Source organism: Streptomyces atratus, assembly GCF_014648655.1.
GTDB classification, from domain to species: domain Bacteria; phylum Actinomycetota; class Actinomycetes; order Streptomycetales; family Streptomycetaceae; genus Streptomyces; species Streptomyces atratus.
The window spans coordinates 30,178-57,143 of sequence record NZ_BMRN01000004.1; the positions used below are offsets into that span (position 1 = coordinate 30,178).

Sequence of the window (26,966 nt, forward strand, 5' to 3'; positions counted from 1 at the left end):
GTGACCCCGAGGTGTCTGGGGCCCTGGGCCGCGTACACGACGAGCCGATCTCGGCCCAGGTGAACTGCGGGTCCCCGGCCGGGGGGTCTATCGCGACGCCTACGCCGTCGATCAGCAGGGAGTGGGTCTGGGAGGCGCCCGGATCCACGGTCTGGCTCACGAGTTTCGGCGGCGTCCCGCTCCGCGGCCGACCAGGGTGAGGACGGCCGGGGCAACCGTCGCCGCGGCCCCTGTGGCCGGCGCGTCCACGACGTATGGGTCCACGCCCGGACGCAGGGCGCCGACGAGCCCGAACAGTACGACAGCCCCGAGAGGTCGGCCGCAACCGCGGCCGACCAAAAGCGGTGGCGCGCCCGGAACTACTGGACGAGCCCCACGCCGATGAGGGGCGCAACGGGCACGTGCGGCTCGTCGAGAGCGGCGAGCACGCCGTATCCCGGAATGCTGACCGCCCAGCAGGCAACGGCGACGAGCGCCGCCTCATTCCAGCGGACGGCTCGGTTCACGCCTGCCGCCCAACTTCATGGCCCGGGCCCGACGGCGCTCCCACCGCCGGGACAGGAACGCCGCCAGGACCGAACCGACCACGAGCGGTCCGGCAACCCAGCGGATCGCGTCCGCCGGCCGGCCCGGCTCTCCGTCGGCCATCAGGGTCAGCGACTCGGCGGTGAGGAAGATCCCCAGCAGCACATAGCCAAGCCCCCAGGTGCGGACGATCCACACAGGTCCCTGTATCGGCTCCGGTGGCCGACGCGGCCGGAGCACGGCCCGCCATCCCAACCACACGCAGCCCAGCCCCAAAGCCACGGTGAGCACGTCCACGGCCCTGTCGAACACCTCTGTCACGGTCCCGAGCACCCTCGCCCTCCTCTCTCACCTCCGGCGGGCCCCAGAACGCCAGACCTCCGGCTCATCATGATGACCGCCCGCACGCGGCCCATCACCTGCCGGGCACGGCAGACGGGTTGCACGACTGCTTTCCGGTATCCGGCAATGTGGGCACCCTGACGTCACTTCTCGTGAACATCCAGGGGCGGCAAGATCAACAACTGCTGTCCAAACCGGCAGATGAACGCTGCTGCTCGAAGTGAACGAAGCCACACTGAGCGCATGCGATACGAGGAGAAAGCGAAGCTCACCACAGCGAGGGCCCTGGTCCCGCATCGCCAGTGCTGCTGATAGCCGGAGCACCGGTCCGTGGCCGATACCTCCGCTACGTCTACCGGGATGAAGCCCCACTGATCCTGGACAAGAAGCAGGGCCGAATCAGCGTCCGCCGGTTCGTGGTCTCGCCGGACGTGCTGCCCGTCACCTCTGCCTGAACCGTCCCCTCGGGCGTCCGGCGGAGATGCTTAGGATGACGCTGTGAACACGGTGAGCGGAAAAGAGGCCGAGTCCGAACCGGGCCCGTCGGGCAGGGTGCAGCCGAGGCAGCTGATCGTGACGGTCTACGGGTTGTACGCGCGCGACACCGAAGGCTGGATGTCCGTGGCCTCGCTCATCCAGCTGCTTGCCGACCTCGGCGTCGAGGGGCCGACCGTCCGGTCCTCGGTCTCCCGGCTGAAGCGCGCCGGACTGCTCGAAGCCGAATCGGTCTCCGGAGCTGCCGGATACCGGATCTCGCCCGAGACCGAGCGGATTCTGCGCGACGGCGATCCACGGATCTTCGCGACGCGCCGGGCCACCGTGGACGAGGGCTGGGTGCTGGTCGTCTTCTCGGTGCCCGAGTCGGAACGCGCCAAGCGGCACACCCTGCGCACCCAGCTCACCCGGCTCGGCTTCGGTTCCGTGTCCGCCGGGGTGTGGATCGCACCGGGACATGTGCACGACGAGGCGGAGGACATGCTGGCCCGGCACGGGCTGCGCTCGTACGCCGACCTCTTCCGGGCCGACTATCTGTCGGTGGGCGGCGGCACGGACGGGAGCGGGGACCTTGCGGCGAAGGTGCGCTCCTGGTGGGACACCGTTCGGCTGCAGCAGCTGTACATCGAATTCCTCGCGGTGCATCGTCCGGTGGCCGAGCGGATCGCGAGCGGAAGTCCGGTGACGGACCGCGAGGCGTTCACGACGTACATCAGGGTCCTCACCGACTGGCGCCGGCTCGTCTACCTCGACCCCGGTGTTGCGCGTGAACTGCTGCCGGCCGAGTGGAGCGGAACCGAGGCGTCCGAGCTCTTCGACGAATTGCACGCCCGGCTGGCCGGCCCCGCCCATCGGCATGTCGAACGGATCCGGACCGGCTGACCAGCCCTCGCAGCCCGGCGGCTCAGCGCGCGGCCGTGCACAGGATCGTGAACACCGCGCCCTCGGGGTCCGCCACGGTCGCCACCCGGCCGCTCGACCCCTCCCGGGCCGGCTGCAGGATGTATCCGCCGAGCTCCACCACGCGGTGCGCGGCCGCGTCGGTGTCGGTGACCTCGAAGTACGTCATCCAGTGCGGGCCCCGGTCGCGCGGCAGGGCGTGGCCCACGCCGTGCAGCGAGGCCACCGGACGGCCGTTCAGATGCAGGGTCTGGTAGTCGAAATCGGCCGAGACGACCGCCTCCGCCTCGTAGCCGAAAACCGTCTGGTAGAACTTGCAGACCGTCGAGGTCTCGCTGGTCACCAGTTCGTTCCAGACCGGTGTGCCGTGGGCTCCCGCGAGCGCCGTACCGATGTGCGCGGCGGCCTGCCAGATTCCGAAGACCGCACCGCTGGGATCGGAGGCGATGGCGAGCCGGCCCGCCTCGCCCGCGTCCAGCGGTCCGACGGCGACCGTGCCGCCGCAGGAGCGGATCATCTCCGCCGTGACATCGGCGTCGTCGGTGGCCAGATAGGTCGTCCAGGCGACCGGCAGATGGCGGTCGGGCGGCAGCTGTCCGATGCCCGCGACCACTTTCCCGTCGATCAGCGCGCGGACGTACGGACCCAGCTGGTCCGGGCCGGGAACGAACTCCCAGCTGAACAGATCGGCGTAGAAGGCCTGTGTCGCGCTCAGGTCGTGCACGATCAGACTCACCCAGCATGGTGTTCCGGGCGTGCGCCGGGCGGCAGCCTCGGTCATCGTCACTCTCTCCTCGGACCATCGTGGTGGCCGTACGGGGGGAACGGGGCCGGTGTGCCGCCGTGCGGTACAGGATGTGTACGCCCCGTGCAGATGCTTGCACCACCCGGCGCACGATGTGCCCCGGCCGCGCCGCACTTTCCGGGATCTCGACAGAGAGAGACCGGTTTCATGCGATACGTCCGTTTCGAAGGTGTTACGGGTGGGGCGGCTCCTGCGCGAGGATGGCACCCATGAAGCCCATCATCACCGCATCCGAATGCGCGAGCGAGTCGGCGGGGCCACGTCCGCCGGTGCTCCTGGACGTACGTTGGCAGCTGGGCGGCCCGCACGGCCGTCCCGGCTACGAGGCCGGGCACATCCCCGGTGCGGTATTCGTCGATCTCGACGCGGAACTTGCCGGCCCGGCAGGCAGCGGCGGCCGTCACCCGCTGCCCGATCCGGAGGAATTCGGCGCGGTGATGCGCCGAGCCGGAGTCTCCCGGGACACTCCCGTGGTCGTGTACGACGGCGGTCAGGGCTGGGCGGCGGCGCGCGCCTGGTGGTTGCTGCGCTGGACGGGGCACGAGGACGTCCGGGTCCTGGACGGTGGACTCGCGGCCTGGATGGGGGAGTTCCAGACGGAGACCCCGACCCCGGCCGAGGGTGACTTCCGGCCGGTCCCCGGCGCTCTGCCGCTGCTGGACGCGGACGGGGCGGCGGTGCTGGCCCGCTCGGGTCTGCTGCTCGACGCGCGAGCCGCCGAGCGCTACCGGGGCGATGTGGAGCCGATCGACCGGGTGGGCGGCCACATCCCGGGTGCCGTCTCGGCCCCGACCTCCGAGAACGCGGGGGACGACGGCCGATTCCTGCCCGCCGAATCGCTGGCCGCCCGCTTCGAGAAGCTCGGTGCCGACCGGGCGCCGGAGGTGGGCGTCTACTGCGGCTCCGGTGTCTCCGCCGCCCATGAGGTGCTGGCCCTGGCCATTGCCGGAATCCCGGCGGCGCTGTACGCGGGCTCCTGGTCCGAGTGGTCCGGTGACGGGTCCCGCCCGGTCGCAAAGGGCCCCGACCCCCAGTAACGGAGCGCGCACCGGCCCGAGGGCAAGGAACCGCTTCAGCAGGTTCCGTACGCGTACGACACGAGTGGCGCACGCGGTACGAGGGACGCATACGACACGAGGCTCGCATGCCGCACGAGGGCCCGTACGCAGCGGCGTACGGGCCCTCGTCATGCTGCGGTCACCCCGCCTCAGTCCTGCTTCTTCCGGCGCGTGCCGAAGACGATCTCGTCCCAGCTCGGCACGGCGGCACGGCGGCCCGGTCGGACGCCGTCCGCCTCGGCCTGGCGGTCCGTCGTCCCGGTCAGCCGGTCACGGTGGCCGGCCACCGCTCGCGGCATGAGCACATCCGCGTAGGCGGAACCGGCGCCTGCGGAGGCTGCCGCGGCCGGCGGCTCATCGGCCTCCGGCTCCTGCACGGCGGGCTCGATGGCCGGAGGGTCGGGCGGTGCGGGCCGCTCCGGCACCACCATGTCGCCGCGGAAGCTGGGCACCGCCTCCAACAGGCTGGTCAGCGAATCGCGCTCGCTGGCCGAGATGCCGCCGATGTGCTCCTCCGGCTCGGGTGCCGGTGCCGTGGGGCGCTCCATCTGGCGGTCCAGGGCGCGGTCCAGCGGCCGGTCGCGGGGCAGCCGGGCGATCCGCGGCACGAACGGGAAGCTCGGCTCGGGCGCGGCGACGTCGTCGGTCTCGCCGATCAGCGACCGCGCCTCGTCGTCCACGGCCTGGACCAGCCGGCGCGGCGGGTCGTACGCCCAGCTCGCCGAGTGCGGCTCGCCCGCGACCCGGTAGACCAGCAGGACTTCCCAGGTGCCGTCGTCACGGCGCCAGGAGTCCCACTGGACGGTCTCCTTGTCGGCGCCACGCAGCAGCAGTCGCTCCTGCACCGCCTCGCCGAGCTGGGGGCCGGTGTTCTCGCCGGGACGGCGCACAGGAGTCTTCCGGGCCCGCTCGGCCATGAAGGCACGCTCCGCGAGCACGGGGCCCTCGAAGCGGCGGACACGGTCGACCGGAATCCCGGCGAACTGAGCAACCTCCTCCGCGGAGGCACCGGCTCGTATCCGGGCCTGGATGTCGCGGGGGCGGAGGTGGCTCTCCACCTCGATCTCGATCTGGCCGAGCCGCGCGCGGTCGTTGCGCACGGCGGCTCGCAGCCGCTCGTCGATCGGAAGCGTGTACTCCGTGCTGTCCGCAGCCTTGAGCACCAGTCGTGTGCCGTCGTTGGAGACGGCCACGACACGCAGTTCGGGCATGGGGACCTCCCGGGTGGTGCCTGCCGACGTCACGTGCGTCGCTGCTTCCGCTAGTCGAGTGTGGCCTGCCCGGGTGCAGCCTGCCACAACATTGCCGTGTTGCCCGGCGTGTCGGGCGTGAGCCCTTGATCGCCGGTATGACACGGTGACCTATTGTGCAGCACAAAGTGACCGTTGGTCACTCCGTGCGGCCAGTCCCCGTGCGATGCCGTGGCGCCGCCGGATCGAGTGCCTCCTTCGGCCCCCTCCCGAAGATCCCGGACACCCACGTGGGAGTCCGGCCCCAGGGCTCGCCACAGTACTCCATTCGGGCCATGTGGGTGGACCGCCGCGCCGCCGAAGTTCTCGTGAGGTGCGGGAGTTGAGCTGCCCGGCCGGGTGCGGGCGACCTCCATGCGTGTCCTGCTTCACAGAATCTCCCGAAGTGGAACTATTCGCTTCGCTCAAATGTCCCTTCCTGTTGCATGGTGGGAGAGATGTCAATCAAGGGCTGGAAATGGTGCAGAAGCCAGAAAGTGACATAGAACCCAAAGAAAGGCGTATAGACCTGAGCCTGCCGCAGGTGGCGGGCAGCGCCGTGGCAGCAGTCGCGGCAGCGGTGGCAGCCTCCCAGCTGGGCGTGTACGGAACGATCCTCGGTGCCGGGGTGATGAGCGTCGTCGCCACGTGCGGCGGTTCGGTCTTCCAGCACTTCTTCCGCCGCACGGGGGAGCAGATCCGCGAGGTCACGGTCCAGGTGAAGCACCCGGGCCGCGAGGTGACCGTACATACGCGTGAGACGGGTGGTGCGCGCGCCGCCACGGCCGGCCGTCGCGAGACGGACGCCACGACCGTACTGCGCAACGTGGCCGACGATCCGGACCGTACGCAACTGCTGAGGCCGCTCGACGGGACCCAGCCGCTCACCACGGGGCGCCCGGTCCCGGACGAGGAGTTCTCCGAGGCCACCACCCACGGCACCCGCATCCGCGGCTGGAAGCGGTCGGCGCTCGGCGCGGTCGTGGTCTTCGCCGTGACGATGGTCGGCATCACCACTTTCGAACTGGTTTCCGGCAACGGCCTGAGCGGCGGCAAAGGAACGACCGTCGGCTCCGTCGTACGCGGCGGGGAGCGGAGCTCCGGGTCGAACGACCCGGCACCGGCGACCAGCACCGACCCCGGCCAGGAGCGGACTCCGGGCCAGGAGAGCGGCGCGACGCCCGGTACGGATTCGCAGGGCGGACAGAGCCGGAACCCGGACTCGGGTCAGGGCGACGGCTCCTCGGCCGATCCGGTGCCAAGCCCCACGCCGTCCGACAACACGGGTGGCCAGACGAATCCGCCCCCGGCGACCACGCCCTCCCCGGCAGCGCCCGGCGACGGCAGCACAGTCGGCCCGGACCCGGCGGGTGCGGGCGGCGCCACGGTGCAGGGCGACCACGCCACCACCGGCACGGGGACCGCGCAGTGAACGGCCGCGGCGCTCAGTCGCCCAGCACCCGGCGCAGATAGTCGTTGCCGAAGAGGCGGTCCGGGTCCAGCCGGTCGCGTACGGCGGTGAACTCGCCGAACCGCGGGTACACCCCGGCGAGGTACTCGGCGTCGCGGGTGTTGACCTTGCCCCAGTGCGGGCGGCCGCCGTGGGCGGTCATGATCCGCTCGACGGCGGTGAAGTACGCCTGGTAGGGCGTGCCCTTGTACAGATGTACGGCGATGTACGCGCTCTGGCGGCCCGAGGCCGTGGAGAGCGCGATGTCGTCCGCGGGGGCGGTACGGACCTCCACCGGGAAGCTGATCCGCAGCGGCGACCGCTCGACCATCGCCTTGACCTCGCGCAGCGCCTCCACGGCGGCCTCGCGCGGCAGTGCGTACTCCATCTCCACGAAGCGGACCCGGCGCGGGCTGGTGAAGACCTTGTACGGGATGTCCGTGTACGTACGGGCCGACAGGGCGCGGCTGGAGAGCTTGGCGATCGACGGAATGGCGGCGGGAACCGCCCGGCCGAGCGAACAGGCCACCTGGAATATCCCGTTGGAGAGGAGCTCGTCCTCGATCCAGCCGCTGACCTTTCCGGGCGGGGCGGCGGGGCCCGCGCTGCGGTTGTTGCGCTTGGTGTTGCAGTTGCCGGTGTGCGGGAACCAGTAGAACTCGAAGTGCTCGTTCTCGGCGACCAGCTCGTCGAAGTCGTTCGTGACCCGGTCGAAGCTCATCGGCTCCTCACGGGCCGTCAGCAGGAAGACCGGCTCCACGGCGAAGGTGATCGCCGTGACGACCCCCAGGGCGCCGAGCCCGATCCGGGCGACGGCGAAGATGTCGGCGTTTTCCTTCTCCGAACAGGTCAGCACCGTACCGTCGGCCGTGACCAGTTCGAGGGCACGGATCTGGGCGGATATGGACGCCGAGTCGCGGCCGGTGCCATGGGTGCCGGTCGAGGTGGCGCCGGCGACCGTCTGCTCCATGATGTCGCCCATGTTGGTCAGCGACAGGCCCTCCCGCGCCAGGGCGCTGTTCAGCCGCTTCAGCGGGGTGCCTGCCTCGACGGTCACCGTCATCGCCTTGCGGTCGATCTCCCGGATGCCGGTGAGAAGATCCGGACGGATCAGCACACCGTCGGTGGCCGCCGTCGCGGTGAAGGAGTGCCCGGTACCGACCGGCTTCACCCTCAGACCGTCCTGGGACGCGCGGCGCAGCACCTCGGCGAGCTCCGCCACGGAGGCGGGGGACACGGCTCGTACGGGACGGGCGCTGACGTTCCCCGCCCAGTTACGCCACGCGCTCGTCGTCGTCCGTGCGTCGGTGTCGGTCATCTTCCCCGCGCCCTTCCGTAGGAACCGGCCCGCTGAGCCGGCGATACCCCAGGAACGCCACCGCGGCCGCGAGCGCTCCCGCCACGGCGGGCACCACGTACCCCGCCTCGGCTCCGGACGCGTCGACCACCCAGCCTGCGGCCGAGGAGCCGAGCGCCACACCGACGGCGAGCCCGGTGCTGGTCCAGGTCATGCCCTCGGTCAGTTCGGTGCGCGGTACGTGTTGCTCGACGAGGGCCATGGTGGTGACCATCGTCGGTGCGATGGCCAGACCCGCGACAAAGAGCGCCACGGCCAGAAACGGGAGGTTCCCGGCCAGTTGGAGGGGGATCATACTCACGGCCATCGCACACACGCCCACCAGCCACCGGGTGGACGGCTTCCCCTTGAGGTGCAGCAGACCGAAGACCGCCCCGGCCAGGCAGGACCCCAGCGCGTACACGGCCAGCACGAGGCTCGCCGCGGCCTTGTGACCCTGCTCCTCGGCGAAGGCCACCGTCACCACGTCGATTGCCCCGAAGATCGCACCGGTCGCCACGAACGTGACCACGAGCACCTGGAGGCCCCGCGAGCGCAGCGCGGAACCGCGGGTGTGCTGCTCGCGCGGATGCGGCACCGGCTCGGTGGCGCGCTGAGCGGTCAGCCAGAAGACACCGACCAGCAGGAACCCTGCGGCGAGAAGCGGCCCCGCCTCGGGGAACCAGGCGGTGGACAGACCGATCGAGATGATCGGCCCGAAGATGAAGCACACCTCGTCGACGATCGACTCCCACGAGTACGCGGTGTGCAGCTGCCGCGGCGAACCGCGGTAGATCTCCGCCCAGCGGGCCCGGATCATCGAACCCACGCTGGGGACGCAGCCGGCGCCCGCCGCGAAGACGAAGAGCGTCCAGTCCGCCAGCCGCTGCTGCGCGCAGATCAGGAGACCGGCCACCGCCGCCAGCGCGACCAGGGTGGCGGGACGCAGGATGCGGCGCTGCCCGTGCCGGTCGACGAGTCGGGAGATCAGCGGCCCGATCACCGCCGCCGACATCGCCAGCGTCGCGGAGAGCGCGCCCGCGAGCCCGTAACGGCCGGTGAGCTGGGACACCATGGTGACCACACCTATGCCCATCATGGACAGCGGCATCCGGCCGAGGAATCCGGCCGCCGAGAACCCCTTGGTGCCGGGGGCGGCAAAAATCGCGCGGTAGGGACTGGGCAAGGAGGGCTCCGGAACAGCGTGATCACACGCGCTTGTAATGCGTGAACGTGGCCGATACAGCTTACGGTTCGAGTGGTCCGTCCGACACCGGGGTGGGCCCCGGAGCCGATGTCGGTGGGAGCGCTGTCCGAGGCGAGTGGCAGGATCGATGCCATGTCCGATCTGCGCGATCCCGCTCCCTATGACGCCCTGCTGCTGCTCTCCTTCGGCGGCCCCGAAGGCCCGGACGACGTGGTCCCGTTCCTGGCGAACGTGACCCGTGGCCGTGGCATCCCCGAGGAGCGGCTGAAGGAAGTCGGCAAGCACTACTTCCTGTTCGGCGGCGTCAGTCCGATCAACGCCCAGAACAGGGCCCTGCTGGACGCCCTGCGCAAGGACTTCGCGGAGCACGGACTCGATCTGCCGTTGTACTGGGGCAACCGCAACTGGGCGCCGTACCTCACCGACACCCTGCGCGAGATGACCGTGGACGGACACCGCCGCATCGCAGTCCTCGCCACCAGCGCATACGCCTCCTACTCCGGCTGTCGGCAGTACCGCGAGAACCTCGCCGAGTCGCTGGCCGCCCTGGAGGCCGAGGGGCTGCCGGTGCCCCGGGTCGACAAGCTCCGGCACTACTTCAACCATCCCGGGTTCGTACGGCCCATGGTGGACGGCGTCCTCGCCGCCCTGGCCGACTTCTCCGCGGACGTGAGAGCGGGGGCGCACCTCGCCTTCACCACGCACTCCATCCCCATCTCCGCCGCCGACACCTCCGGCCCCGTGGAGGAGCACGGCGACGGCGGCGCCTATGTCGCCGAACACCTGGACGTCGCCCGCCTGATCGTCGACGCGGTGCGCGAGGAGACCGGCGTCGAGTACCCCTGGCAGCTCGTCTACCAGTCGCGCAGCGGCGCCCCGCACATCCCGTGGCTGGAGCCCGACATCTGCGACCACCTGGAGACGTTGCACGGCGAAGGCGTCCCCGCCGTGGTGATGGTCCCCATCGGTTTCGTCTCGGACCACATGGAAGTGCTGTACGACCTCGACACGGAGGCCAACGCGAAGGCCGCCGAACTCGGGCTTCCGGTGCGCAGGTCCGCGACCGTGGGCGCCGACCCGCGGTTCGCCGCGGCCGTGCGTGAACTGGTGCTGGAGCGCGCCGCCACCGAACAGGGGCGCGTCGCGCAGCGGTGTGCGCTGGGCGCGCTCGGCCCTGGCCATGACCTCTGCCCGGTCGGCTGCTGCCCGGCCCGGGCCCTCAAGCCCGCCGCCGCGGGCGCCGACAGCCCGTACGTGTAAGAAGCCCCTGCCGTACGCCTGGAGCCCCCTGGAGCGCCGTGACCGACCCGAACCTTTCCGAACTGCTCGACCTCGCCCTGGAGGCAGCCCGCCGTGCCGGTGCGCTGCTGCGCGACGGCCGCCCGGCCGATCTGGGTGTGGCCGCGACCAAGTCCAGCCCGATCGATGTCGTCACCGAGATGGACATCGCCGCCGAGAAGCTCATCACCGGCTTCCTCACCGAGCGCCGCCCCCAGGACGGCTTCCTCGGTGAGGAAGGAGCGAGCGCCGAGGGCAGCAGCGGTATCCGCTGGGTCATCGACCCGCTCGACGGCACCGTGAACTACCTGTACGGACTGCCGACCTGGGCCGTCTCCATCGCCGCTGAACGGGACGGCGAGCGGGTCGTGGGCGTGGTGGAGGCACCGATGCGCCGTGAGACGTACCAGGCGGTGCTCGGCGGCGGTGCATACGCGAAGGGCGGTGCGTACGGCGAAGGCGCCACGCTGCGCTGCCGGCCCGCGCCGCCGCTCGATCAGGCGCTCGTCTCGACCGGCTTCAACTACGTCGGCCACGTCCGTGCGCACCAGGCGGACGTGGCCCAGAAGCTGATCCCGCGGCTGCGTGACATCCGGCGCAGCGGCTCCGCCGCCGTGGACCTCTGCGATGTGGCGGCCGGCCGCCTCGACGGCTACTACGAGCGTGGGCTCCACCCGTGGGACCTGGCGGCCGGTGACCTCATCGCCCGCGAGGCGGGTGCCCGCACCGGCGGCCGCCCCGGGCTGCCCGCCGACGGTGATCTGACCGTCGCCGCGACGCCGGGTGTCTTCGAGCCGCTGCAGGGCCTCCTGGAGGAGCTCGGAGCCTGGCACGACTAGAACCCGGTCGACCGGGTTCTGCCGGAACGCGAGAAGGACCCCTGACGCCGGTTGCGGCATCAGGGGCCCTTCTCACGTGACTCAGACGCTGGTGGCGCCGATTTCAACGCCGTGCTCGGCGGCGAGGCGGTGCAGGTCGTCCAGCTCGCTCTGCTCGACATCCGCGAGGAAGTCGTCGCCCGTCTCCCGAGCTTTCGTGAGGTCGGACTCGGTGGTCTTGATTCGTTGCAGCAGACCTGCGGTGAAAGCGTCCATAATGCGCCCCCTCATCGTGGGTCGGTGGCACGGGGGTGTGCCCGGGTTTCCCTCCGCACGGAGGCGGTAGGGCGGGTGATCACGCGCTCTCCGGGGACGGAGCGGCCTGTGGCACGCCACATTCAAGGCGCGATCGCGGGTGTGAATTCGTCCTCCCCAGACCAAAGCTCAGAGAAACCTCAACTGGCCCGGAAATCCGGTGAATTCCCCGGGGCCCCAGGTCGGCCAGCGTCGTCTTACCGCCGGTTTATGCGCGTTGCGGGCAGGATGGAGCCGCACAGACCAGTGCCGATGAGCGGTTTGGATCACGGACCGTGAGCATATCGGGACTTTCTGAAGTCACCTACTGAAGTTTCTAAGGAAGGAAAGCGCCGTGCGCGTACTCGTCGTGGAGGACGAGCAGCTGCTCGCCGATGCGGTGGCCACCGGATTGCGCCGTGAGGCCATGGCCGTCGACGTCGTGTACGACGGAGCCGCGGCTCTGGAGCGGGTCGAGGTCAACGACTACGACGTCGTGGTGCTGGACCGGGACCTCCCCCTGGTGCACGGCGACGACGTCTGCCGCCGGATCGTCGAACTGGGCATGCCCACCCGGGTGCTCATGCTCACCGCGTCCGGGGACGTCAGCGACCGGGTGGAGGGGCTGGAGCTGGGCGCAGACGACTATCTGCCCAAGCCGTTCGCCTTCACCGAGCTCACCGCGCGGGTACGGGCGCTGGGCCGGCGTACGACGGTGGCCCTGCCGCCCGTCCTGGAGCGCGCCGGAATCAAGCTCGACCCCAACCGCCGAGAGGTCTTCCGGGGCGAGGCGGAGATCCAGCTCGCGCCGAAGGAATTTGCCGTGCTGGAGGTCCTGATGCGCAGCGAGGGCGCGGTCGTCTCGGCCGAGCAACTGCTGGAGAAGGCCTGGGACGAGAACACCGACCCGTTCACCAATGTCGTCCGGGTGACCGTCATGACGCTGCGCCGCAAACTCGGCGAACCGCCGGTGATCGTCACCGTGCCCGGCTCCGGCTACCGGATCTGACGGCCGATGCCCACCGTCCCGGCGCCGCCGACGGCGCCTCCGAAGCCCACCTGGGAGCCCAAACAGCAGGAGCCGCCGTACTGGCTGCGCCCGACCATCCGGATACGGCTCACGCTGCTGTACGGCGGCATGTTCCTGATCGCCGGCATCCTGCTGCTGGCGATCATCTACATGCTGGCCGCCCAGGCCCTCCAGGTCGGCAGCGAGCTGCCGTTCAAGATCGTGAGCGGCCAGGTCACCAGTGACGTGTGCAACTTCCACGGCATCACCACACCCGACGCCGCCAACGCGGCCATGAACACCTGCGTCAACCACCAGCGCCAGCAGGCGCTGGACACCCTCCTCAACCGGTCGCTGCTGGCCCTGGTCGGCCTCAGCGTCATCGCCTTCGCCTTCGGCTACGCCATGGCGGGCCGGGTGCTCTCCCCGCTGGGCCGGATCACCCGCACCGCCCGCCAGGTGGCCGGAACGGATCTGTCCCGCCGGATCGAGCTGGACGGCCCGGACGACGAGCTGAAGGAGCTCGCCGACACCTTCGACGAGATGCTCGACCGCCTGGAGCGCGCCTTCACCGCCCAGCAGCGGTTCGTCGGAAATGCGTCGCACGAACTGCGGACCCCGCTCGCGATCAACCGCACGCTGCTGGAGGTCCATCTCTCCGATCCCCAGGTCCCGCCGGAGCTGAAGCAGCTCGGCAAGACCTTGCTGGCCACCAACGAGCGCAGTGAGCAGCTGGTCGAGGGCCTGCTGCTGCTCGCCCGCAGCGACAACCAGATCGTCGAGCGCAAACCGGTCGACCTCGCCGAGGTGGCCTCGCGCGCGATCGACCAGACGCGCGGCGAGGCCGAGGAGCGGGGCGTGGAGATCCGTGGCGAGCGGGCCCCGGCCGTCGTCCAGGGCAACGGCGTCCTGCTGGAGCGGATCGCGCTGAACCTCGTACAGAACGCTGTGCGCTACAACGTCGCGGAGGGGGGCTGGGTGGAGGTCACCACCGAGCTCCGTTCCGGCCAGGCCGTGCTGGTGGTCTCGAACACGGGCCCAGTGGTGCCTGCGTATGAGATCGACAACCTCTTCGAGCCCTTCAGGCGGCTGCGTACGGAGCGAACAGGCAGCGACAAGGGGGTGGGGCTCGGCCTGTCGATCGCGCGCTCTGTGGCGCGCGCTCACGGCGGCCGTATCGTCGCGGAGCCCCGCGAGGGCGGTGGTCTCGTGATGCGCGTCTCACTGCCGGTCTGAGAGGCTGGGCGGGGCGATACGTGCACCAATTATTTTGTTCGCTTTGAGCGGAATTTTCGGGACCTGCGCCCGAAGTTGCCGTGTGTGATCGATCACAGGAGCGAATTTCTGAATGTCAACGCTCCGTGATCGGGCCCGTCACCGGAAAACCCGCAAAAGTCGGGGTTTTCGGGGTCCGATATCACGGGAAGTACACGGGGTGGCGCCCGTGAAGCGCGAGACCGGGACCGTGTACGGTCCCCATCGCCACCCAAGGCGACCACTCCCGAGCGGTCCTTTTGGGTGTCGATTGAGTAACAGACCTTGATGTGAGGCAAAATCTCCGCCTCAGGTCGGGCACAAGTCCGGCCTCTCACGCGTTACGTGCGCTGAGACACCGCAGACACCCAGAGGGGGAGAGCGACATGGCAACGGATTACGACACCCCACGCAAGACCGATGACGACGTCGACCAGGACAGCCTTGAAGAGCTCAAGGCTCGCCGGAGCGACAAGACGGCGTCCGCCGTCGACGTCGACGAGTTCGACGCGGCCGAGGGACTGGAGCTGCCCGGAGCAGACCTGTCCAACGAAGAGCTGGCCGTAAGGGTCCTGCCCAAGCAAGCCGACGAGTTCACGTGCATGAGCTGCTTCCTCGTGCACCACAGGAGCCAGTTGGCGCGCGAGAAGAACGGCCAGCCGATCTGCCGCGACTGCGACTAGGTCGAACCGACCGTGGCAGGCGACACACCGTTCCGGAAGCGACGCTTGCGGCGCAAGAGGTCGTCGGAGGCGAATCAGGGCGGCACAGGCCCGGCAGAAGGCGTAGCAGCGCCTGCTGAGCGGTCCGCCCTGCCACCCTCCCCGGGTGCGTGGGACGACGAGCGGGGCCGGTCGGCCTCGCTCGAAGCAGTCACGGCAGTCACGGCAGTCGAAGGAGTTGAGGGAGTCGACACGGCCGATGGGGCCGGACAGGTCGACAGGACGGAGTCCGTGACCGGGGCAGGCCGTCTGAGTTCAGTGAAACGGGGAGTACGCAAGGGTGGGGAGAGCGCCAAGGCAGCGATCGGTCATATCGCCGACCTGATCATCGAGACCGCTCCCCGCATCCCTGTGCGTGATCTCGCGACCCTGCGCAAGCAGTTCCCGGGCCTCGGGCCCGAGGAGCTCGCCGACAAGCTCATAGCGGGCGCGAGCAAGGCCACAGCAACCGTCGGCGCCGGTATCGGCGCGGCGGCCATGATGCCCGTACCACCCGCCATGCTCGCCGAACTGGCGGCGGAGATCACCGGTGTGGCCGCGATCGAGATGAAGCTCGTCGCCGAACTGCACGAGGTCTACGGGCTGCGCCCGCCGGGCGGGCTCACCCACCGTTCCACCGCCTACCTCACGTCCTGGACGGAGGAGCGCGGTATCGATGTCACCCAGCCCGCGACGATCAATGCGGCGCTGGGCGGCCAGATGAGGCGTGAGCTGCGCCAGCAGGTCACGAAGCGCATGGTGCGCGATCTGCCGAACCTCTTCCCGTTCATGGTCGGCGCCGCAGTCGGCGCGATGATGAACCGGCGCGACACCAGAAAGCTTGCCGAACGGGTCAGGAAGGACCTGCGCAAGCGCCGGATCCCCTGGGACCGGCTTCCGGAGCTGCCTCCGCTGGAGCGGCCGGGGGGCCTGCGCAAGGATCTCCCGGGCGAGCTGGAGAGCTAGGGCATCCAGGCGCCCGACAGGGCCTGTGGGGCCGAGAGGGGCCGCCTGGATGCCCTCCGAAGGAGACAAGCCCCGAAGCTAGGCCCGCACCGCGCTGAGCGCTGCGACCAGGGCCTGCGGCTCGCGGGTCGACAGATAGAGGTACGGAGTCGGGTCCTGCGGGTCGGTGACCTCCACCCGGACCGCCGTCGGGATGTAGCTGCGCAGCAGCATGAACGCGCGGGTGTCCGCCTTGTACGAGCGCCACGCGCGCGCCTCCTCCGCCTCCAGTACCTCGGCCCCGCCGAGCGCCGTCACCGGAATCCGCGCGTCGCCGGCCACCAGGGCGCCCGCCACCACCCGGATCCTGGCCGAACCGTACGAGCTCACCGCGACCGCCGACAGGGCTGTTCCGCCCACCAGACCGGCCAGCAGGGGCAGGGTGCCGAGCGGCAGCAGCATCAGGGCACAGGCGATGCCGACCAGGAAGGCGATGAGCCACCACGAACGGGGCGCGGTCAGTCGTTCGTCGAAAGGCGGGGTGGAAGGCTGCATGAACCCAAGCTTGGCACGGCGCGACCTGCGTGTGGCCGCGCGGGTAAGGTCTGCGCCTGTGAGTGGAACATCTGTGGCTCTGAAGCCCCCGGCCGACGCGGTGAAACCGGTCCGGCACCCCGAAGCCCCGGCCCCCGGCGAACTCCTCGGCGCGCACTACGATCACTGTTTCGGGTGCGGCGAAGGACAGCCGCACGGGCTGCACCTCCAGGCGCGGGCCGGCGAGGGTGTCAGAATCACCGCCGAGTTCACCGTGAAGGCGGCCCACCAGGGCGCCCCGGGCCTGGCCCACGGTGGCGTCCTGGCCACCGCGCTGGACGAGACGCTCGGCTCGCTGAACTGGCTGCTGCGGGTGATCGCGGTGACCGGGCGGCTGGAGACCGACTTCGTGCGCCCGGTGCCCGTGGACACCGTGCTGCACCTGGATGCCGAGGTCACCGCGGTGCACGGCCGGAAGATCTACTCCCGGGCGACCGGCCGGATCGGCGGCCCGGACGGACCGGTGGCGGTCCGTGCCGAGGCCCTCTTCGTCGAGGTCAAGGTCGACCACTTCATCGAGAACGGCCGCCCGGCCGAGATCCAGGCAGCGATGGCCGATCCGGACCAGACCAAGCGCGTCCGTGCGTTCGAGGTGAATCCCTGATGCGTCACCCCGTAGACGTACTTATCCGCCGTGTCGACCCGGACGTGCCGATTCCGGCCTACGGACACCCGGGCGACGCCGGGGTCGATCTGGTGACCACCGAGGCCACCGAACTTGCCCCGGGCGAGCGGGCTGTGCTGCCCACCGGGGTGTCGATCGCACTGCCCGACGGATACGCCGCGTTCGTGCACCCGCGGTCCGGCCTTGCCGCGCGCTGCGGAGTCGCTCTTGTGAATGCCCCGGGGACGGTTGATGCCGGGTACCGTGGAGAGATCAAGGTGATCGTCATCAATCTCGACCCGCGCGAGCCCGTGCGGTTCGAGCGGTTCGACCGGATTGCCCAACTGGTCGTCCAGCAGGTCGAGAAGGTGCGCTTCCACGAAGTGGCGGAGCTACCCGGCTCGGCCCGCGGTGAGGGAGGCTTCGGATCCACCGGAGGGCATGCTTCCGGTGATGTTGATGGCGTCAGGGGCGGGATTACCCAGGGCGGGAACAGCTACGCTTCGGTCGTACCCGACCGGGAAGGACAGTGACGTGTTCGGACGTCGCAAGAAGAGTGGTTCCGCCGAGGACGTGGCGGACGAAGCGCGCGAGGCCGAGCAGGTCGTCGACGAGCTCGATGACGCCGATGGAGCCGACAGCGGCTCGCGTCGGGTGAATCTCCCGCCGGCGCCGCGGCCGGACGGACCGTGGGACATCACCGAGGTCTCCCAGCCCGGCGAGGGCCGGGTCGACCTGGGTGGCGTCTTCGTGCCCGGCGTCGAGGGCATGGAGCTGCGCGTCGAGGTGGCCGGTGACGCGATCGTCGCCGCGACCGTGGTGCTGCGCGACAGCGCCATCCAGCTGCAGGCCTTCGCCGCCCCCAAGAAGGAGGGCATCTGGGGCGAGGTCCGCGAGGAGATCGCCTCCGGCATCACCCAGCAGGGCGGGATCATCGACGAGGTCGAGGGTCCGCTGGGCTGGGAGCTGCGTGCCCAGGTCCCCGTACAGCTCCCGGACGGGACGAACGGCGTGCAGCTGGTGCGCTTCGTCGGCGTCGACGGTCCGCGCTGGTTCCTGCGCGGAGTGATCTCCGGCCAGGGTGCCGTACAGCCGGAGGCCGCGGGGCTGCTGGAGACGATCTTCCGGGACACCGTGGTCGTCCGTGGCGAGGGCCCGATGGCGCCGCGCGACCCGATCGTCCTCAAGCTCCCCGACGACGCCCAGATGGTGCCCGAGGGCGTCCAGCAGGAGAACCAGGAGGGCTCGAAGTTCTCCGGTGGCATGGGCCAGCTCCAGCGCGGACCCGAGATCACCGAGGTGCGCTGAGCTGATACGGGCAGCCGCCCGGCACAGCTGAAGGCCGTTGGGCCGTACCCCCTTTCCAGGGAGTACGGCCCACCGGCCTTTTCTGCGCCCGGGGCGCACGACAGGGCGCGTATGGGGCGCGTATGGGGCACGTATGTGCACCGTCAAGGGCCCGCCCTTCCCCGTAAGGAAGCCATCAACGCAGGCCGGGACGGCTGTGACGCGAGGTTTGCTCATGAGGTCCGAGAATCCGTACCTCATCTAGGAGCACACGATGGCCGATGTGGCCTTCGTCGTCACCACGATCGCGGTGTTCGCGTTGGTGGCTCTCGTCGCCAAGGGGGTGGCGAAGCTGTGACTGCCGAGAACATTGTCGGTCTGATCGTGGCCGTTGCCCTGTTGGGCTATCTCGTCCTCGCCCTTCTGTACCCGGAGAGGTTCTGAGCCCGATATGAGCCCCGTCCTCGCTGGTGTGCTCCAGCTGCTCGCGCTCGTTGTGGCGCTGGGTCTGGCGTACCGTCCGCTCGGCGACTACATGGCCGGCGTCTACTCCTCGAAGAAGCACCTCCGGGTGGAGAAGTGGATATACAAGGCCATCGGTGCCAATCCGAACACGGAGATGCGCTGGCCCGCGTATCTGCGTGGGGTGCTCGCCTTCTCTGCGGTGAGCGTCCTCTTCCTTTATTTGCTGCAGCGGGTGCAGGGCAGTCTGCCCGGCTCGCTGGGCTTTTCCTCGATCGACCCCGATCAGGCGTTCAACACGGCGGCGTCGTTCGTCGCGAACACCAACTGGCAGTCGTACTACGGCGAGCAGGCCATGGGCCATGTCGTCCAGACCGGCGGCCTGGCGGTGCAGAACTTCGTCTCGGCCGCCGTCGGTATCGCCGTCGCGGTGGCGCTGGTACGTGGCTTCGCCCGCTCCCGCACGGGTGAGCTGGGCAATTTCTGGTCCGACCTGGTGCGCGGCACGGTACGGATCCTGATTCCGATCTCCGTGATCGGGGCGCTGGTGCTCGTGGCCTGTGGTGCGATCCAGAACTTCTCCGGCATCCATGAGGTCGGGCAGTTCATGGGCGGCTCGCAGCAGTGGAACGGTGGCGCGGTGGCCTCGCAGGAGGTCATCAAGGAGCTGGGTACGAATGGCGGCGGCTACTTCAATGCCAATGCGTCCCACCCGTTCGAGAACCCCAACGGGCTGTCGAACCTCTTCGAGATCTTTCTGATCCTGGTGATTCCGTTCGCGCTGACCCGCACGTTCGGGCGGATGGTCGGTTCGCTGAAGCAGGGCTACGCGATCCTGGCGGCGATGGGCATCATCTGGCTCGGGTTCAGCGCGCTGATGATGTGGACGGAATTCGCCCACCACGGGCCCGCTTTCGATATTGCGGGCGGGGCGATGGAGGGCAAGGAGACCCGGTTCGGGATCGGTGGCTCCTCGATCTTCGCGGTGGCCACGACGCTGACATCGACGGGTGCGGTGAACTCGTTCCATTCCTCGTTCACGGGCTTCGGCGGCGGGATCACGATGCTGGGCATGCAGCTCGGTGAGATCGCTCCCGGTGGTACGGGGTCGGGGCTCTACGGAATGCTGATCATGGCGATCATCGCGGTGTTCATCGCCGGTCTGATGGTCGGCCGTACGCCGGAATACCTGGGGAAGAAGATCGGCACGCGGGAGATCAAGTTCGCGGCCTGCTACATCCTGGTCACGCCGACTCTGGTGCTGTGCTTCACCGCCGCGGCGATGGCCCTGCCCACCCCGCCCCACTCGATGACGAATACAGGGGCTCACGGCTTCTCGGAGATCCTGTACGCCTACACCTCCGGCGCCAACAACAACGGCTCGGCGTTCGCCGGACTCAACGCGGACACCCAGTGGTTCAACACGACGATCGGCCTGGCGATGCTGCTGGGCCGGTTCCTGCCGATGGTGTTCGTGCTGGCGCTGGCCGGCTCGCTCGCCGAGCAGAAGCCCGTACCGGCGACCGTGGGAACCCTGGGCACGCACAAGCCGCTGTTCAGCGGGCTGCTGGTCGGCACGATCCTGATCATCACCGGGCTGACCTACTTCCCGGCACTCGCGCTGGGGCCGCTGGCCGAAGGGCTGGCGTCATGACCACTCGTCTGAAGCAAGAGGACTCGATGTCCACTGTCACCCCCACCCGGGCACCGCACCAGGACGCGCCCACGGGCCACCAGAGCGAAGGACGCGTCGGCGGGGGCCTGTTCGACCCCAAGCAACTGCTCAAGTCCTTCCCGGACGCCGTCCGCAAGCTCGATCCCCGGGTGATGGTCAAGTCACCCGTGATGTTCGTGGTGCTGATCGGCTCGGTGCTCACCACCGTGCTCGCGGTACTGGATCCGGGCGACTGGTTCGGCTGGGCGATCGCGGTCTGGCTGTGGCTCACGACGATCTTCGCCAACCTGGCGGAGGCGGTCGCCGAGGGGCGCGGCAAGGCGCAGGCCGACACGCTGCGCAAGGCCAAGACCGACACCGTCGCCCGGCGGCTGACCGGCACGAACGAGGAGCGGGTGCCGGGGACCGAACTGCGCATCGGTGATCTGGTGGTCTGCGAGGCCGGTGACATCATTCCCGGTGACGGGGATGTCGTCGAGGGTGTCGCGAGTGTGGACGAGTCCGCGATCACGGGCGAGTCGGCACCGGTCATCCGGGAGTCGGGCGGTGACCGCTCGGCCGTCACCGGGGGTACGAAGGTGCTCTCCGACCGGGTCGTCATCAAGATCACCACGAAGCCCGGCGAGACGTTCATCGACCGGATGATCGCCCTGGTCGAAGGCGCCGCCCGGCAGAAGACACCCAACGAGATCGCCCTGAACATCCTCCTGGCGTCCCTCACCATCGTCTTCCTCCTCGCCGTCGTCACCCTGCAGCCCTTCGCGATCTACGCGGGCCAGAAGCAGTCGATGATCGTGCTGACCGCACTGCTGGTCTGCCTGATCCCGACGACCATCGGCGCGCTGCTCTCGGCGATCGGTATCGCCGGCATGGACCGGCTGGTGCAACGCAACGTCCTGGCCATGTCGGGGCGGGCCGTCGAGGCCGCGGGGGATGTCTCGACCCTGCTCCTCGACAAGACCGGCACCATCACGCTCGGCAACCGCCAGGCCGCCGCATTCCTCCCGGTCAAGGGCACGACCGAGGCCGAACTGGCGGACGCCGCCCAGCTGTCCTCACTCGCCGACGAGACTCCCGAGGGCCGCTCCATCGTCGTGCTCGCCAAGGACAAGTACGGGCTGCGCGAACGGCACCAGGGCGAGCTGCGGCACGCCGAGTGGGTCGCGTTCACCGCCCAGACCCGCATGTCGGGTGTGGATGTCGACGGACGCAAGGTCCGCAAGGGCGCGACCGGTTCGGTCGTCGCCTGGGTGAAGGAGCGCGGCGGCAGCGTCTCGCAGGACGCGCAGGCACTCACCGACCAGATCTCGCAGGCCGGCGGCACACCGCTGCTGGTCGCCCTGGAGGACGAGCACGGCGCCCGGGTCCTGGGTGTCATCCACCTCAAGGACGTCGTCAAGGAAGGCATGCGGGAGCGCTTCGACGAGCTGCGCCGCATGGGCATCAAGACCGTCATGATCACCGGGGACAACCCGCTGACCGCGAAGGCGATCGCCGAGGAAGCAGGCGTCGACGACTTCCTGGCCGAGGCCACCCCCGAGGACAAGATGGCCCTCATCAAGCGGGAGCAGGCCGGCGGCAAACTCGTCGCGATGACCGGTGACGGCACCAACGACGCACCGGCGCTGGCTCAGGCGGATGTCGGCGTGGCCATGAACACCGGTACCTCGGCCGCAAAAGAGGCCGGCAACATGGTGGACCTGGACTCCAACCCCACCAAGCTGATCGAGATCGTCGAGATCGGCAAGCAGCTCCTCATCACCCGCGGAGCCCTGACCACCTTCTCGATCGCCAACGACGTCGCGAAGTACTTCGCGATCATCCCGGCAATGTTCGCGGTGGCCTACCCCAGCCTGGACAAGCTCAACATCATGCAGCTGTCCTCGCCCCAGTCCGCGATCCTGTCCGCGGTCGTCTTCAACGCGCTGATCATCATCGCGCTCGTGCCGCTCGCCCTGAAGGGCGTGCGCTACCGGCCCAGCAGCGCCGACTCGATGCTCCGCCGCAACCTCGGGATCTACGGACTGGGCGGCCTGGTCGCCCCGTTCATCGGCATCAAGATCATCGACCTGATCATCTCCCTCATCCCCGGAATCGGCTGACCTGCCATGAACAACTCCGTAGGAAACACCGCCCGGCTGCTCTGGGCCGGACTGCGCGCCCTGCTCGTCCTCACCGTCGTGTGCGGCGTCATCTACCCGCTCGCCGTCACCGGCATCGCCCAGGGCATCTTCCCCGACAAGGCCAACGGCTCCGAGATCAGCTCCAACGGCAAGGTCGTCGGCTCCGAACTCATCGGCCAGCGCTACGACCTGCCGCTGAAGAAGGGACAGGAAACCGCGGCCCCGGACCTCAAGTGGTTCCAGCCGCGCCCCTCCAACGGACTCGGCACCAACAGCGTCAACACCCAGTACAAACTGATCCTCTCCGGTGCGACCAACCGCTCCGGCGACAACAAGGAACTCATCGACTGGGTCACCGCCGCCAAGGCCGCCGTCGTCAAGGACAACTCCGTCCCCGGCCACCCCGTCAACCCCGCGGACGTGCCCGCCGACGCCGTCACCTCCTCCGGCTCCGGACTCGACCCCGCCATCTCCCCGGCATACGCACACCTCCAGGTACGCCGCGTCGCCGAGCGCAACCACCTAGACGCCGCTCAGGTCGACAAGCTCGTCGAGCAGCACACCGACGGGCGGATCCTCGGCTTCGTGGGAGAGCCGAGGGTCAACGTCCTCCAGCTCAACATCGCACTCAAGCAACTGGTGAACGGGGCTTGAGGGCACTGAGGCCGGCCGTGGTGGCCGGCCTCAGGCCGTTGGGGCCCCCGCGCCGGTCCAGCGGGTCGGCGTGCCCGGGCTGCCCGGATAGAGGTACTTCTCCGGCGGGATGACAGTGCCGTCGACCCACGCCCCGAAGAAGCCCTTGAGGTCCTTGCCCGAGACCCTCGCCGCCAGCGCCTCGAACTGCCGGAACGAGGCGTTGCCGTACGCGTGGTCGCGGGTCCAGGCCCTGAGCGTCCGGAAGAACGCGTCGTCACCGACCGTGCGCCGCAGGGCGTGCAGCATCAGGGAGCCCTTGAAGTACAGCGCGCGATCCAGCTCCTTTCCCCGGCCCGGGTCATAGAGCTTGGTGGACCAGAAGGACGGGTCGTTCCTGTTGTTCTCGACCTCGGGCCGGTAGTAGTAACTGTCGAGGTCGGCGCCCTTGTGCTCCTCCCACAACTGCCCGGCGTACTGGGCGAAGCACTCCGCGACGCAGCCGTCCCGCCAGTCCTCGAACGACACGCTGTCGCCGAACCACTGGTGGGTGTTCTCGTGGACCACCGAGGCGTCGAAGAGCATCGCGCCGTACGTGGGGCGGCTCTGCGTCTCCAGGTCGAGGGGGCCGCCGGTGGGCTCCTTCGTGGCGCCGACGACGATGGCGCCCGCCGAGGAGAAGGGGTACGGGCCGAACTTCGCGGTCAGGAAGTCCAGAATCTCCGTCTGCTCGGCCTCCGCGTCCGGGTCGATGACGGTGTCCGGGCTGTATGCCGTGATGACCGGTGTTCCGGCGGCCGTCTTTCCCCGGTGGACGGTGAACCTGTCGATGGCGACGGTGCTGACGTACGTCGCCAGCGGCTTGTCCTCGAACCAGCGGAAGGTCTTTCTGCCGTCCTTGGCAGTGGCCGGGCCGGGCAGGCCGTTGCCGATGACCGTCCAGCCGTCGGGCACCGTCGCGGTGAGGGAGAAGGTGGCCTTGTCGGACGGGTGGTCGTTGGCGGGATACCAGGAGGTCGCGGCATGTGGTTCGCCCGTCACGTACGCGCCGCCGCTCTTCAGCGTGTGCCAGCCCTCGGCGTCGGGCTTGCCCGCGTACTTCACCCGGACCGCGAACGTCGTGCCCTGCACGACCGGGCGGGCCGGGGTGATGACCAGCTCATGGGCCCCGGACCGGGAGAATGCCTTCACCGGGGTGCCGTCCACCGTGACCGATGCCACGGTGAAGCCCTTGAGGTCCAGGGTGAAGCGGTCCAGGCCGGTCAGGGCGCGGGCGGTGACGGTGGTGTCGCCGCCCAAGTGGTCGGTGCGCGCCGGGTCGTAGGCGATACGGACGTCGTAGTGGGCCACGTCGTAGCCGGAGTTGCCGTCGTCGGGGAAGTACGGATCACCGACGCCCGGGCCGCCGATGGCGGCGGAGGCGGGGACGGTGGCCAGGACGACGCCGCTCACCACAGCGGCCACGAAGGCAACGGCGGCTCTGCGGCGTCGGTTCAGCAGTCTGCGCATGTCTCGTTCCTGGGATGGGGGTCAGCGTCGGGCAATGGTGGCGGCGAGTTTCCACAGCACGCCGATGAGGGCATCGGTGCTGGTCGTCTCCGTCTTCGGGTCCACGTTGGCGAGGTTGTCGCACGCCTCGTGGATGCAGTCCGAGATACCGGTGCTGAAGCCGGACGACGGGATGCCGGCGTTTCCGAACGACTCGTGGTCCGAACCGCCGACGCCGATGTCGAACGTGGGGATGTTCCGTTCGGCGAACCATGACTCGAACGCCTGCTGGGCTTCGGTCTCGCCGTGCTCGTCGTCGTGGACCACGAGCCACTGCTGGGTGTTCTTGCTGCCCGCCTGGTCGAAGTTGAGGTAGACGTCGATCCTGCGGCGCTCGGCCCCGGAGAGTTTCCCGACGTAGTCCGCCGAGCCGATCAGCCCCGGTTCCTCCGCGCCCCACCATGCGAACCGAAGGTGCCGCTCGGGGGTGAGACGGGACTTGGCCACCTGAAGGGCGGTGGCCAGGACCGCGGCCGAGCCCGAGCCGTTGTCGTTGATCCCCGGGCTCTCCTTGACGCTGTCGAGGTGGGCGCCGGTCAGCAGCACGTGATCCGGGTCGCCGCCGGGCCAGTCGGCGATCAGGTTGTTGCCGGTGGCGCCGTTGTAGGTGAAGGGGACCAGTTTCGTGCGGAAGCCGGCCCGGTCCAGGGCGCTCTTCACATACGCCACCGAGTCCGCGTATCCCTGCGTGCCGTGCGCGCGGTTGCCGCCGTTGCGGTCGGCGATGCGCTGCAGCGCGCGCAGGTGGGGCATCACCTGCTGCTCGGAGACGGTGGGGGTGGTAGGGGCCTGCGCCTTCGCGGAGGCGGTTGCGGCGGGGACCGCGGACAGGGTCAGGGATATCCCGAGGGCTCCGGCGACAAGCCCGGGAAGGCTCCTGCGTAACGTCATGCGTACCCTTTCAAGGACGGGGCACTCGCCCCGGTGGACCCTGGCAAGGCTGGTCAGTCGGTGTCAGGAAGTTGTCGGGAAGCGGTTGTGTTCCGATAAGGAATTCGTCCATGCGGTTCGGCGCTGTGAAGTGACTGCCCGTCAAGTCACGCCCGGTAATGGTGTCCAACTTGTAAATCGGGGAAGGCGGCCGGTCGCCCGCCGTCCGGGGCGCCCTCGCCGGGGACTACGGAAACACCGAGAACCTGTTCCTTCTCGCCGCCGACGCCTTCACCGCGAATGCTCGGCCGGTCCACCAGCCGACCGGCGAACTCGACACCGCCAGTGGCGAGGACGTCTTCGCCGCCCTGCGCCGCGCCAACGACGAACTCGGCACGACCGTCCTGGTCGTCACCCACGACCCGATGGTCTCCGGGCAGGTGCGGCGTACGGTACGCATCCGCGACGGCCGGATCTCCACGAAGACCCTGCGCGGCGGCGGCCCCGACGGCGACGCGGAGGAATTCGCCGTACTCGACCGGGTGGGGCGGCTGCAGCTGCCCGACGACCATCTGCGACGGTATGGCCGCCACCGGGTGCGCCTCCCCGCCGATGACGACCACATCGGCGTCCGGCCGGACGCCTGACCACGGTCCTTCGGCCATTGCCCAGCCCTGTGTCCGATGCACATACTGGCGGCCGACGGGACCGAATACGTACGGGGAGAGGCATGAACGACAACACCGGCCGGACGAGCACCGGCGGGCAGAGCGGCGCGGCGGTCGCCGAGGACCCGGCCCGCGGGCCCATGGTCCGGGTCCAGGACCTGCACCGCTCGTACGGCACCGGCGCCGCTGCCGTGCACGCGCTGCGCGGGGTGTCCTTCGAGGTGCCGCGCGGTGAACTCGTGGCACTCAAGGGACGCTCGGGCTCAGGCAAGACGACGCTCCTCAACCTCGTCGGTGGCCTCGACAGCCCCGACGGCGGCCGGATCACCGTCGGCGGCACGGACCTAGCCGAACTCGGCGAGGAGGGGCTCCTGGAGCTGCGCCGGGACCGGATCGGCTTCATCTTCCAGTCGTTCGGTCTGATCCCGATCCTGACCGCCGCGGAGAACGTCGGCGTACCCATGCGGCTGCGCAAGGCGGACCCGCGCGAGCGCGAGGACCGGGTGGCGCTGCTGCTCTCCATGGTCGGCCTCGCCGACCATGCCGCTCAGCGCCCCGGCGAACTCTCCGGCGGCCAGCAGCAGCGCGTCGCGATCGCCCGCGCGCTGGCCAACCGCCCCGCGCTGCTGATCGCGGACGAGCCGACGGGGCAGCTCGACGCGGAGACCGGGCTCGCGGTGATGGAGCTGCTGCGGGCGGTGGTGCGGAGTGAAGGCGTCACAGCACTGGTGGCGACGCATGACGCGCAGTTGCTGGGGCTGGCGGACCGGGTGCTGGAGCTGAGCGACGGGCACATCGTCGAACACGAGTAGTGGGGGCGGGGTGGGGGCCGGGTCCGTCCGAGGCGTCAGAATCC

At 69.6% G+C, this 26,966-nt stretch carries 29 protein-coding genes; 18 read left to right on the forward strand and 11 right to left on the reverse strand.

Annotation, left to right across the window (positions count from 1 at the left end; translation table 11 throughout):
• Positions 1-359: 359 nt before the first annotated feature.
• Both IEZ15_RS44530 and IEZ15_RS08195 read right to left on the reverse strand, forming a co-directional pair.
• A complete protein-coding gene (locus tag IEZ15_RS44530) occupies positions 360-506 on the reverse strand; it encodes a hypothetical protein (protein WP_229845792.1) in 147 nt (48 codons plus the stop codon).
• Positions 481-846: a hypothetical protein gene (locus tag IEZ15_RS08195; protein ID WP_229845793.1), complete on the reverse strand. Its 366-nt coding sequence runs from the start codon at positions 844-846 to the stop codon at positions 481-483. Before IEZ15_RS08195 ends, IEZ15_RS44530 begins: the two co-directional genes overlap by 26 nt.
• A gap of 519 nt (positions 847-1,365) precedes the next feature.
• Between IEZ15_RS08195 and IEZ15_RS08200 the strand changes: the two genes are divergently transcribed.
• Positions 1,366-2,244, forward strand: a complete 879-nt coding sequence (locus IEZ15_RS08200) for a PaaX family transcriptional regulator (protein WP_229845794.1) — start codon at positions 1,366-1,368, stop codon at positions 2,242-2,244.
• Positions 2,245-2,266: 22 nt separating this feature from the next.
• Here the strand turns inward: IEZ15_RS08200 and IEZ15_RS08205 are convergent, their stop codons facing one another.
• Positions 2,267-3,043, reverse strand: coding sequence for a VOC family protein (locus tag IEZ15_RS08205; RefSeq protein WP_189275421.1), 777 nt, complete (start codon positions 3,041-3,043; stop codon positions 2,267-2,269).
• A 233-nt stretch (positions 3,044-3,276) separates the two neighbouring features.
• Between IEZ15_RS08205 and IEZ15_RS08210 the strand changes: the two genes are divergently transcribed.
• Positions 3,277-4,104 (forward strand): sulfurtransferase, encoded by an 828-nt coding sequence (locus tag IEZ15_RS08210; RefSeq protein ID WP_189275423.1) that lies wholly within the window; start codon positions 3,277-3,279, stop codon positions 4,102-4,104.
• 170 nt (positions 4,105-4,274) lie between these two features.
• Here IEZ15_RS08210 and sepH read toward each other — a convergent pair whose 3' ends face one another.
• Positions 4,275-5,336, reverse strand: coding sequence for a septation protein SepH (gene sepH, locus IEZ15_RS08215; RefSeq protein ID WP_189275425.1), 1,062 nt, complete (start codon positions 5,334-5,336; stop codon positions 4,275-4,277).
• A gap of 496 nt (positions 5,337-5,832) precedes the next feature.
• On the opposite strand from sepH, the gene IEZ15_RS08220 reads away from it, so the two are divergent.
• Complete coding sequence (locus tag IEZ15_RS08220) at positions 5,833-6,786, forward strand: hypothetical protein (RefSeq protein ID WP_114247102.1); 954 nt, start codon at positions 5,833-5,835, stop codon at positions 6,784-6,786.
• A gap of 13 nt (positions 6,787-6,799) precedes the next feature.
• Here IEZ15_RS08220 and IEZ15_RS08225 read toward each other — a convergent pair whose 3' ends face one another.
• The gene (locus IEZ15_RS08225; protein ID WP_189275427.1) at positions 6,800-8,122 is read right to left on the reverse strand and encodes a D-arabinono-1,4-lactone oxidase; all 1,323 of its coding nucleotides are present in this window, start codon (positions 8,120-8,122) and stop codon (positions 6,800-6,802) included.
• On the reverse strand, positions 8,079-9,326 hold the full coding sequence (locus IEZ15_RS08230) for an MFS transporter (protein WP_189275428.1): 1,248 nt from the start codon (positions 9,324-9,326) through the stop codon (positions 8,079-8,081). Before IEZ15_RS08230 ends, IEZ15_RS08225 begins: the two co-directional genes overlap by 44 nt.
• A gap of 153 nt (positions 9,327-9,479) precedes the next feature.
• Between IEZ15_RS08230 and IEZ15_RS08235 the strand changes: the two genes are divergently transcribed.
• Positions 9,480-10,607, forward strand: a complete 1,128-nt coding sequence (locus tag IEZ15_RS08235) for a ferrochelatase (RefSeq protein ID WP_189275430.1) — start codon at positions 9,480-9,482, stop codon at positions 10,605-10,607.
• A 38-nt stretch (positions 10,608-10,645) separates the two neighbouring features.
• The gene (locus IEZ15_RS08240) at positions 10,646-11,464 is read left to right on the forward strand and encodes an inositol monophosphatase family protein (protein WP_189275433.1); all 819 of its coding nucleotides are present in this window, start codon (positions 10,646-10,648) and stop codon (positions 11,462-11,464) included.
• A gap of 81 nt (positions 11,465-11,545) precedes the next feature.
• Here the strand turns inward: IEZ15_RS08240 and IEZ15_RS08245 are convergent, their stop codons facing one another.
• The gene (locus tag IEZ15_RS08245; protein ID WP_189275435.1) at positions 11,546-11,719 is read right to left on the reverse strand and encodes a hypothetical protein; all 174 of its coding nucleotides are present in this window, start codon (positions 11,717-11,719) and stop codon (positions 11,546-11,548) included.
• A gap of 373 nt (positions 11,720-12,092) precedes the next feature.
• On the opposite strand from IEZ15_RS08245, the gene IEZ15_RS08250 reads away from it, so the two are divergent.
• The 4 genes from IEZ15_RS08250 to IEZ15_RS08265 all read left to right on the forward strand — a co-directional run bounded on the left by IEZ15_RS08250 (position 12,093) and on the right by IEZ15_RS08265 (position 15,667).
• Positions 12,093-12,746: a response regulator transcription factor gene (locus IEZ15_RS08250; protein ID WP_114247106.1), complete on the forward strand. Its 654-nt coding sequence runs from the start codon at positions 12,093-12,095 to the stop codon at positions 12,744-12,746.
• Between the two features lie 6 nt (positions 12,747-12,752).
• Positions 12,753-13,982 (forward strand): sensor histidine kinase, encoded by a 1,230-nt coding sequence (locus IEZ15_RS08255; RefSeq protein ID WP_189275437.1) that lies wholly within the window; start codon positions 12,753-12,755, stop codon positions 13,980-13,982.
• Between the two features lie 404 nt (positions 13,983-14,386).
• Positions 14,387-14,683, forward strand: a complete 297-nt coding sequence (locus tag IEZ15_RS08260; protein ID WP_003965732.1) for a DUF4193 domain-containing protein — start codon at positions 14,387-14,389, stop codon at positions 14,681-14,683.
• 12 nt (positions 14,684-14,695) lie between these two features.
• The gene (locus tag IEZ15_RS08265; RefSeq protein WP_189275439.1) at positions 14,696-15,667 is read left to right on the forward strand and encodes a hypothetical protein; all 972 of its coding nucleotides are present in this window, start codon (positions 14,696-14,698) and stop codon (positions 15,665-15,667) included.
• A gap of 78 nt (positions 15,668-15,745) precedes the next feature.
• Here the strand turns inward: IEZ15_RS08265 and IEZ15_RS08270 are convergent, their stop codons facing one another.
• Complete coding sequence (locus IEZ15_RS08270) at positions 15,746-16,201, reverse strand: DUF3093 domain-containing protein (protein ID WP_189275441.1); 456 nt, start codon at positions 16,199-16,201, stop codon at positions 15,746-15,748.
• A 58-nt stretch (positions 16,202-16,259) separates the two neighbouring features.
• On the opposite strand from IEZ15_RS08270, the gene IEZ15_RS08275 reads away from it, so the two are divergent.
• The 7 genes from IEZ15_RS08275 to IEZ15_RS08305 all read left to right on the forward strand — a co-directional run bounded on the left by IEZ15_RS08275 (position 16,260) and on the right by IEZ15_RS08305 (position 23,045).
• Positions 16,260-16,844, forward strand: a complete 585-nt coding sequence (locus IEZ15_RS08275; RefSeq protein ID WP_114247110.1) for a PaaI family thioesterase — start codon at positions 16,260-16,262, stop codon at positions 16,842-16,844.
• Positions 16,844-17,377, forward strand: a complete 534-nt coding sequence (dut, locus tag IEZ15_RS08280) for a dUTP diphosphatase (RefSeq protein WP_189275443.1) — start codon at positions 16,844-16,846, stop codon at positions 17,375-17,377. Before IEZ15_RS08275 ends, dut begins: the two co-directional genes overlap by 1 nt.
• A 1-nt stretch (position 17,378) precedes the next feature.
• Positions 17,379-18,152 carry a DUF3710 domain-containing protein gene (locus IEZ15_RS08285; protein ID WP_114247111.1) on the forward strand — a complete coding sequence of 258 codons (774 nt, stop codon included), beginning with the start codon at positions 17,379-17,381 and terminating at the stop codon, positions 18,150-18,152.
• Between the two features lie 333 nt (positions 18,153-18,485).
• Positions 18,486-18,575, forward strand: a complete 90-nt coding sequence (gene kdpF / locus IEZ15_RS08290; protein WP_037701211.1) for a K(+)-transporting ATPase subunit F — start codon at positions 18,486-18,488, stop codon at positions 18,573-18,575.
• Positions 18,576-18,582: 7 nt separating this feature from the next.
• The gene (kdpA, locus tag IEZ15_RS08295) at positions 18,583-20,247 is read left to right on the forward strand and encodes a potassium-transporting ATPase subunit KdpA (protein ID WP_114247112.1); all 1,665 of its coding nucleotides are present in this window, start codon (positions 18,583-18,585) and stop codon (positions 20,245-20,247) included.
• Positions 20,244-22,370, forward strand: a complete 2,127-nt coding sequence (kdpB, locus tag IEZ15_RS08300) for a potassium-transporting ATPase subunit KdpB (RefSeq protein WP_189275446.1) — start codon at positions 20,244-20,246, stop codon at positions 22,368-22,370. The genes kdpA and kdpB overlap by 4 nt, the downstream gene beginning before the upstream one ends.
• Positions 22,371-22,376: 6 nt before the next feature.
• On the forward strand, positions 22,377-23,045 hold the full coding sequence (locus IEZ15_RS08305; protein WP_189275447.1) for a potassium-transporting ATPase subunit C: 669 nt from the start codon (positions 22,377-22,379) through the stop codon (positions 23,043-23,045).
• Between the two features lie 30 nt (positions 23,046-23,075).
• Here the strand turns inward: IEZ15_RS08305 and IEZ15_RS08310 are convergent, their stop codons facing one another.
• From IEZ15_RS08310 to IEZ15_RS08320, 3 genes are all read right to left on the reverse strand, one after another.
• Positions 23,076-24,533: a M1 family metallopeptidase gene (locus IEZ15_RS08310; RefSeq protein ID WP_189275450.1), complete on the reverse strand. Its 1,458-nt coding sequence runs from the start codon at positions 24,531-24,533 to the stop codon at positions 23,076-23,078.
• A 21-nt stretch (positions 24,534-24,554) separates the two neighbouring features.
• On the reverse strand, positions 24,555-25,463 hold the full coding sequence (locus tag IEZ15_RS08315; protein WP_189275452.1) for a M28 family peptidase: 909 nt from the start codon (positions 25,461-25,463) through the stop codon (positions 24,555-24,557).
• A gap of 146 nt (positions 25,464-25,609) precedes the next feature.
• Positions 25,610-25,861 (reverse strand): hypothetical protein, encoded by a 252-nt coding sequence (locus tag IEZ15_RS08320; protein ID WP_189275454.1) that lies wholly within the window; start codon positions 25,859-25,861, stop codon positions 25,610-25,612.
• Between the two features lie 6 nt (positions 25,862-25,867).
• Here IEZ15_RS08320 and IEZ15_RS08325 point away from each other — a divergent pair, with 6 nt between their 5' ends.
• Together IEZ15_RS08325 and IEZ15_RS08330 are read left to right on the forward strand one after the other, a co-directional pair.
• Positions 25,868-26,089 carry a hypothetical protein gene (locus tag IEZ15_RS08325; protein WP_373302522.1) on the forward strand — a complete coding sequence of 74 codons (222 nt, stop codon included), beginning with the start codon at positions 25,868-25,870 and terminating at the stop codon, positions 26,087-26,089.
• Between the two features lie 83 nt (positions 26,090-26,172).
• The gene (locus tag IEZ15_RS08330) at positions 26,173-26,922 is read left to right on the forward strand and encodes an ABC transporter ATP-binding protein (protein ID WP_189275456.1); all 750 of its coding nucleotides are present in this window, start codon (positions 26,173-26,175) and stop codon (positions 26,920-26,922) included.
• Positions 26,923-26,966: the final 44 nt, after the last annotated feature.

Bases quoted from the DNA above. Each gene is read 5' to 3' on its own strand.
- IEZ15_RS08315 (WP_189275452.1), bottom strand. From the start codon at position 25,463: ATGACGTTACGCAGGAGCCTTCCCGGGCTTGTCGCCGGAGCCCTCGGG.
- IEZ15_RS08210 (WP_189275423.1), top strand. From the start codon at position 3,277: ATGAAGCCCATCATCACCGCATCCGAATGCGCGAGCGAGTCGGCGGGG.
- kdpB (WP_189275446.1), top strand. From the start codon at position 20,244: ATGACCACTCGTCTGAAGCAAGAGGACTCGATGTCCACTGTCACCCCC.
- IEZ15_RS08330 (WP_189275456.1), top strand. From the start codon at position 26,173: ATGAACGACAACACCGGCCGGACGAGCACCGGCGGGCAGAGCGGCGCG.
- IEZ15_RS08325 (WP_373302522.1), top strand. From the start codon at position 25,868: ATGGTCTCCGGGCAGGTGCGGCGTACGGTACGCATCCGCGACGGCCGG.
- IEZ15_RS08220 (WP_114247102.1), top strand. From the start codon at position 5,833: ATGGTGCAGAAGCCAGAAAGTGACATAGAACCCAAAGAAAGGCGTATA.
- IEZ15_RS08245 (WP_189275435.1), bottom strand. From the start codon at position 11,719: ATGGACGCTTTCACCGCAGGTCTGCTGCAACGAATCAAGACCACCGAG.
- IEZ15_RS08205 (WP_189275421.1), bottom strand. From the start codon at position 3,043: ATGACCGAGGCTGCCGCCCGGCGCACGCCCGGAACACCATGCTGGGTG.
- IEZ15_RS08270 (WP_189275441.1), bottom strand. From the start codon at position 16,201: ATGCAGCCTTCCACCCCGCCTTTCGACGAACGACTGACCGCGCCCCGT.
- sepH (WP_189275425.1), bottom strand. From the start codon at position 5,336: ATGCCCGAACTGCGTGTCGTGGCCGTCTCCAACGACGGCACACGACTG.
- IEZ15_RS08235 (WP_189275430.1), top strand. From the start codon at position 9,480: ATGTCCGATCTGCGCGATCCCGCTCCCTATGACGCCCTGCTGCTGCTC.
- kdpA (WP_114247112.1), top strand. From the start codon at position 18,583: ATGAGCCCCGTCCTCGCTGGTGTGCTCCAGCTGCTCGCGCTCGTTGTG.
- IEZ15_RS08255 (WP_189275437.1), top strand. From the start codon at position 12,753: ATGCCCACCGTCCCGGCGCCGCCGACGGCGCCTCCGAAGCCCACCTGG.
- IEZ15_RS08225 (WP_189275427.1), bottom strand. From the start codon at position 8,122: ATGACCGACACCGACGCACGGACGACGACGAGCGCGTGGCGTAACTGG.
- IEZ15_RS08305 (WP_189275447.1), top strand. From the start codon at position 22,377: ATGAACAACTCCGTAGGAAACACCGCCCGGCTGCTCTGGGCCGGACTG.
- IEZ15_RS08260 (WP_003965732.1), top strand. From the start codon at position 14,387: ATGGCAACGGATTACGACACCCCACGCAAGACCGATGACGACGTCGAC.
- dut (WP_189275443.1), top strand. From the start codon at position 16,844: ATGCGTCACCCCGTAGACGTACTTATCCGCCGTGTCGACCCGGACGTG.
- IEZ15_RS08310 (WP_189275450.1), bottom strand. From the start codon at position 24,533: ATGCGCAGACTGCTGAACCGACGCCGCAGAGCCGCCGTTGCCTTCGTG.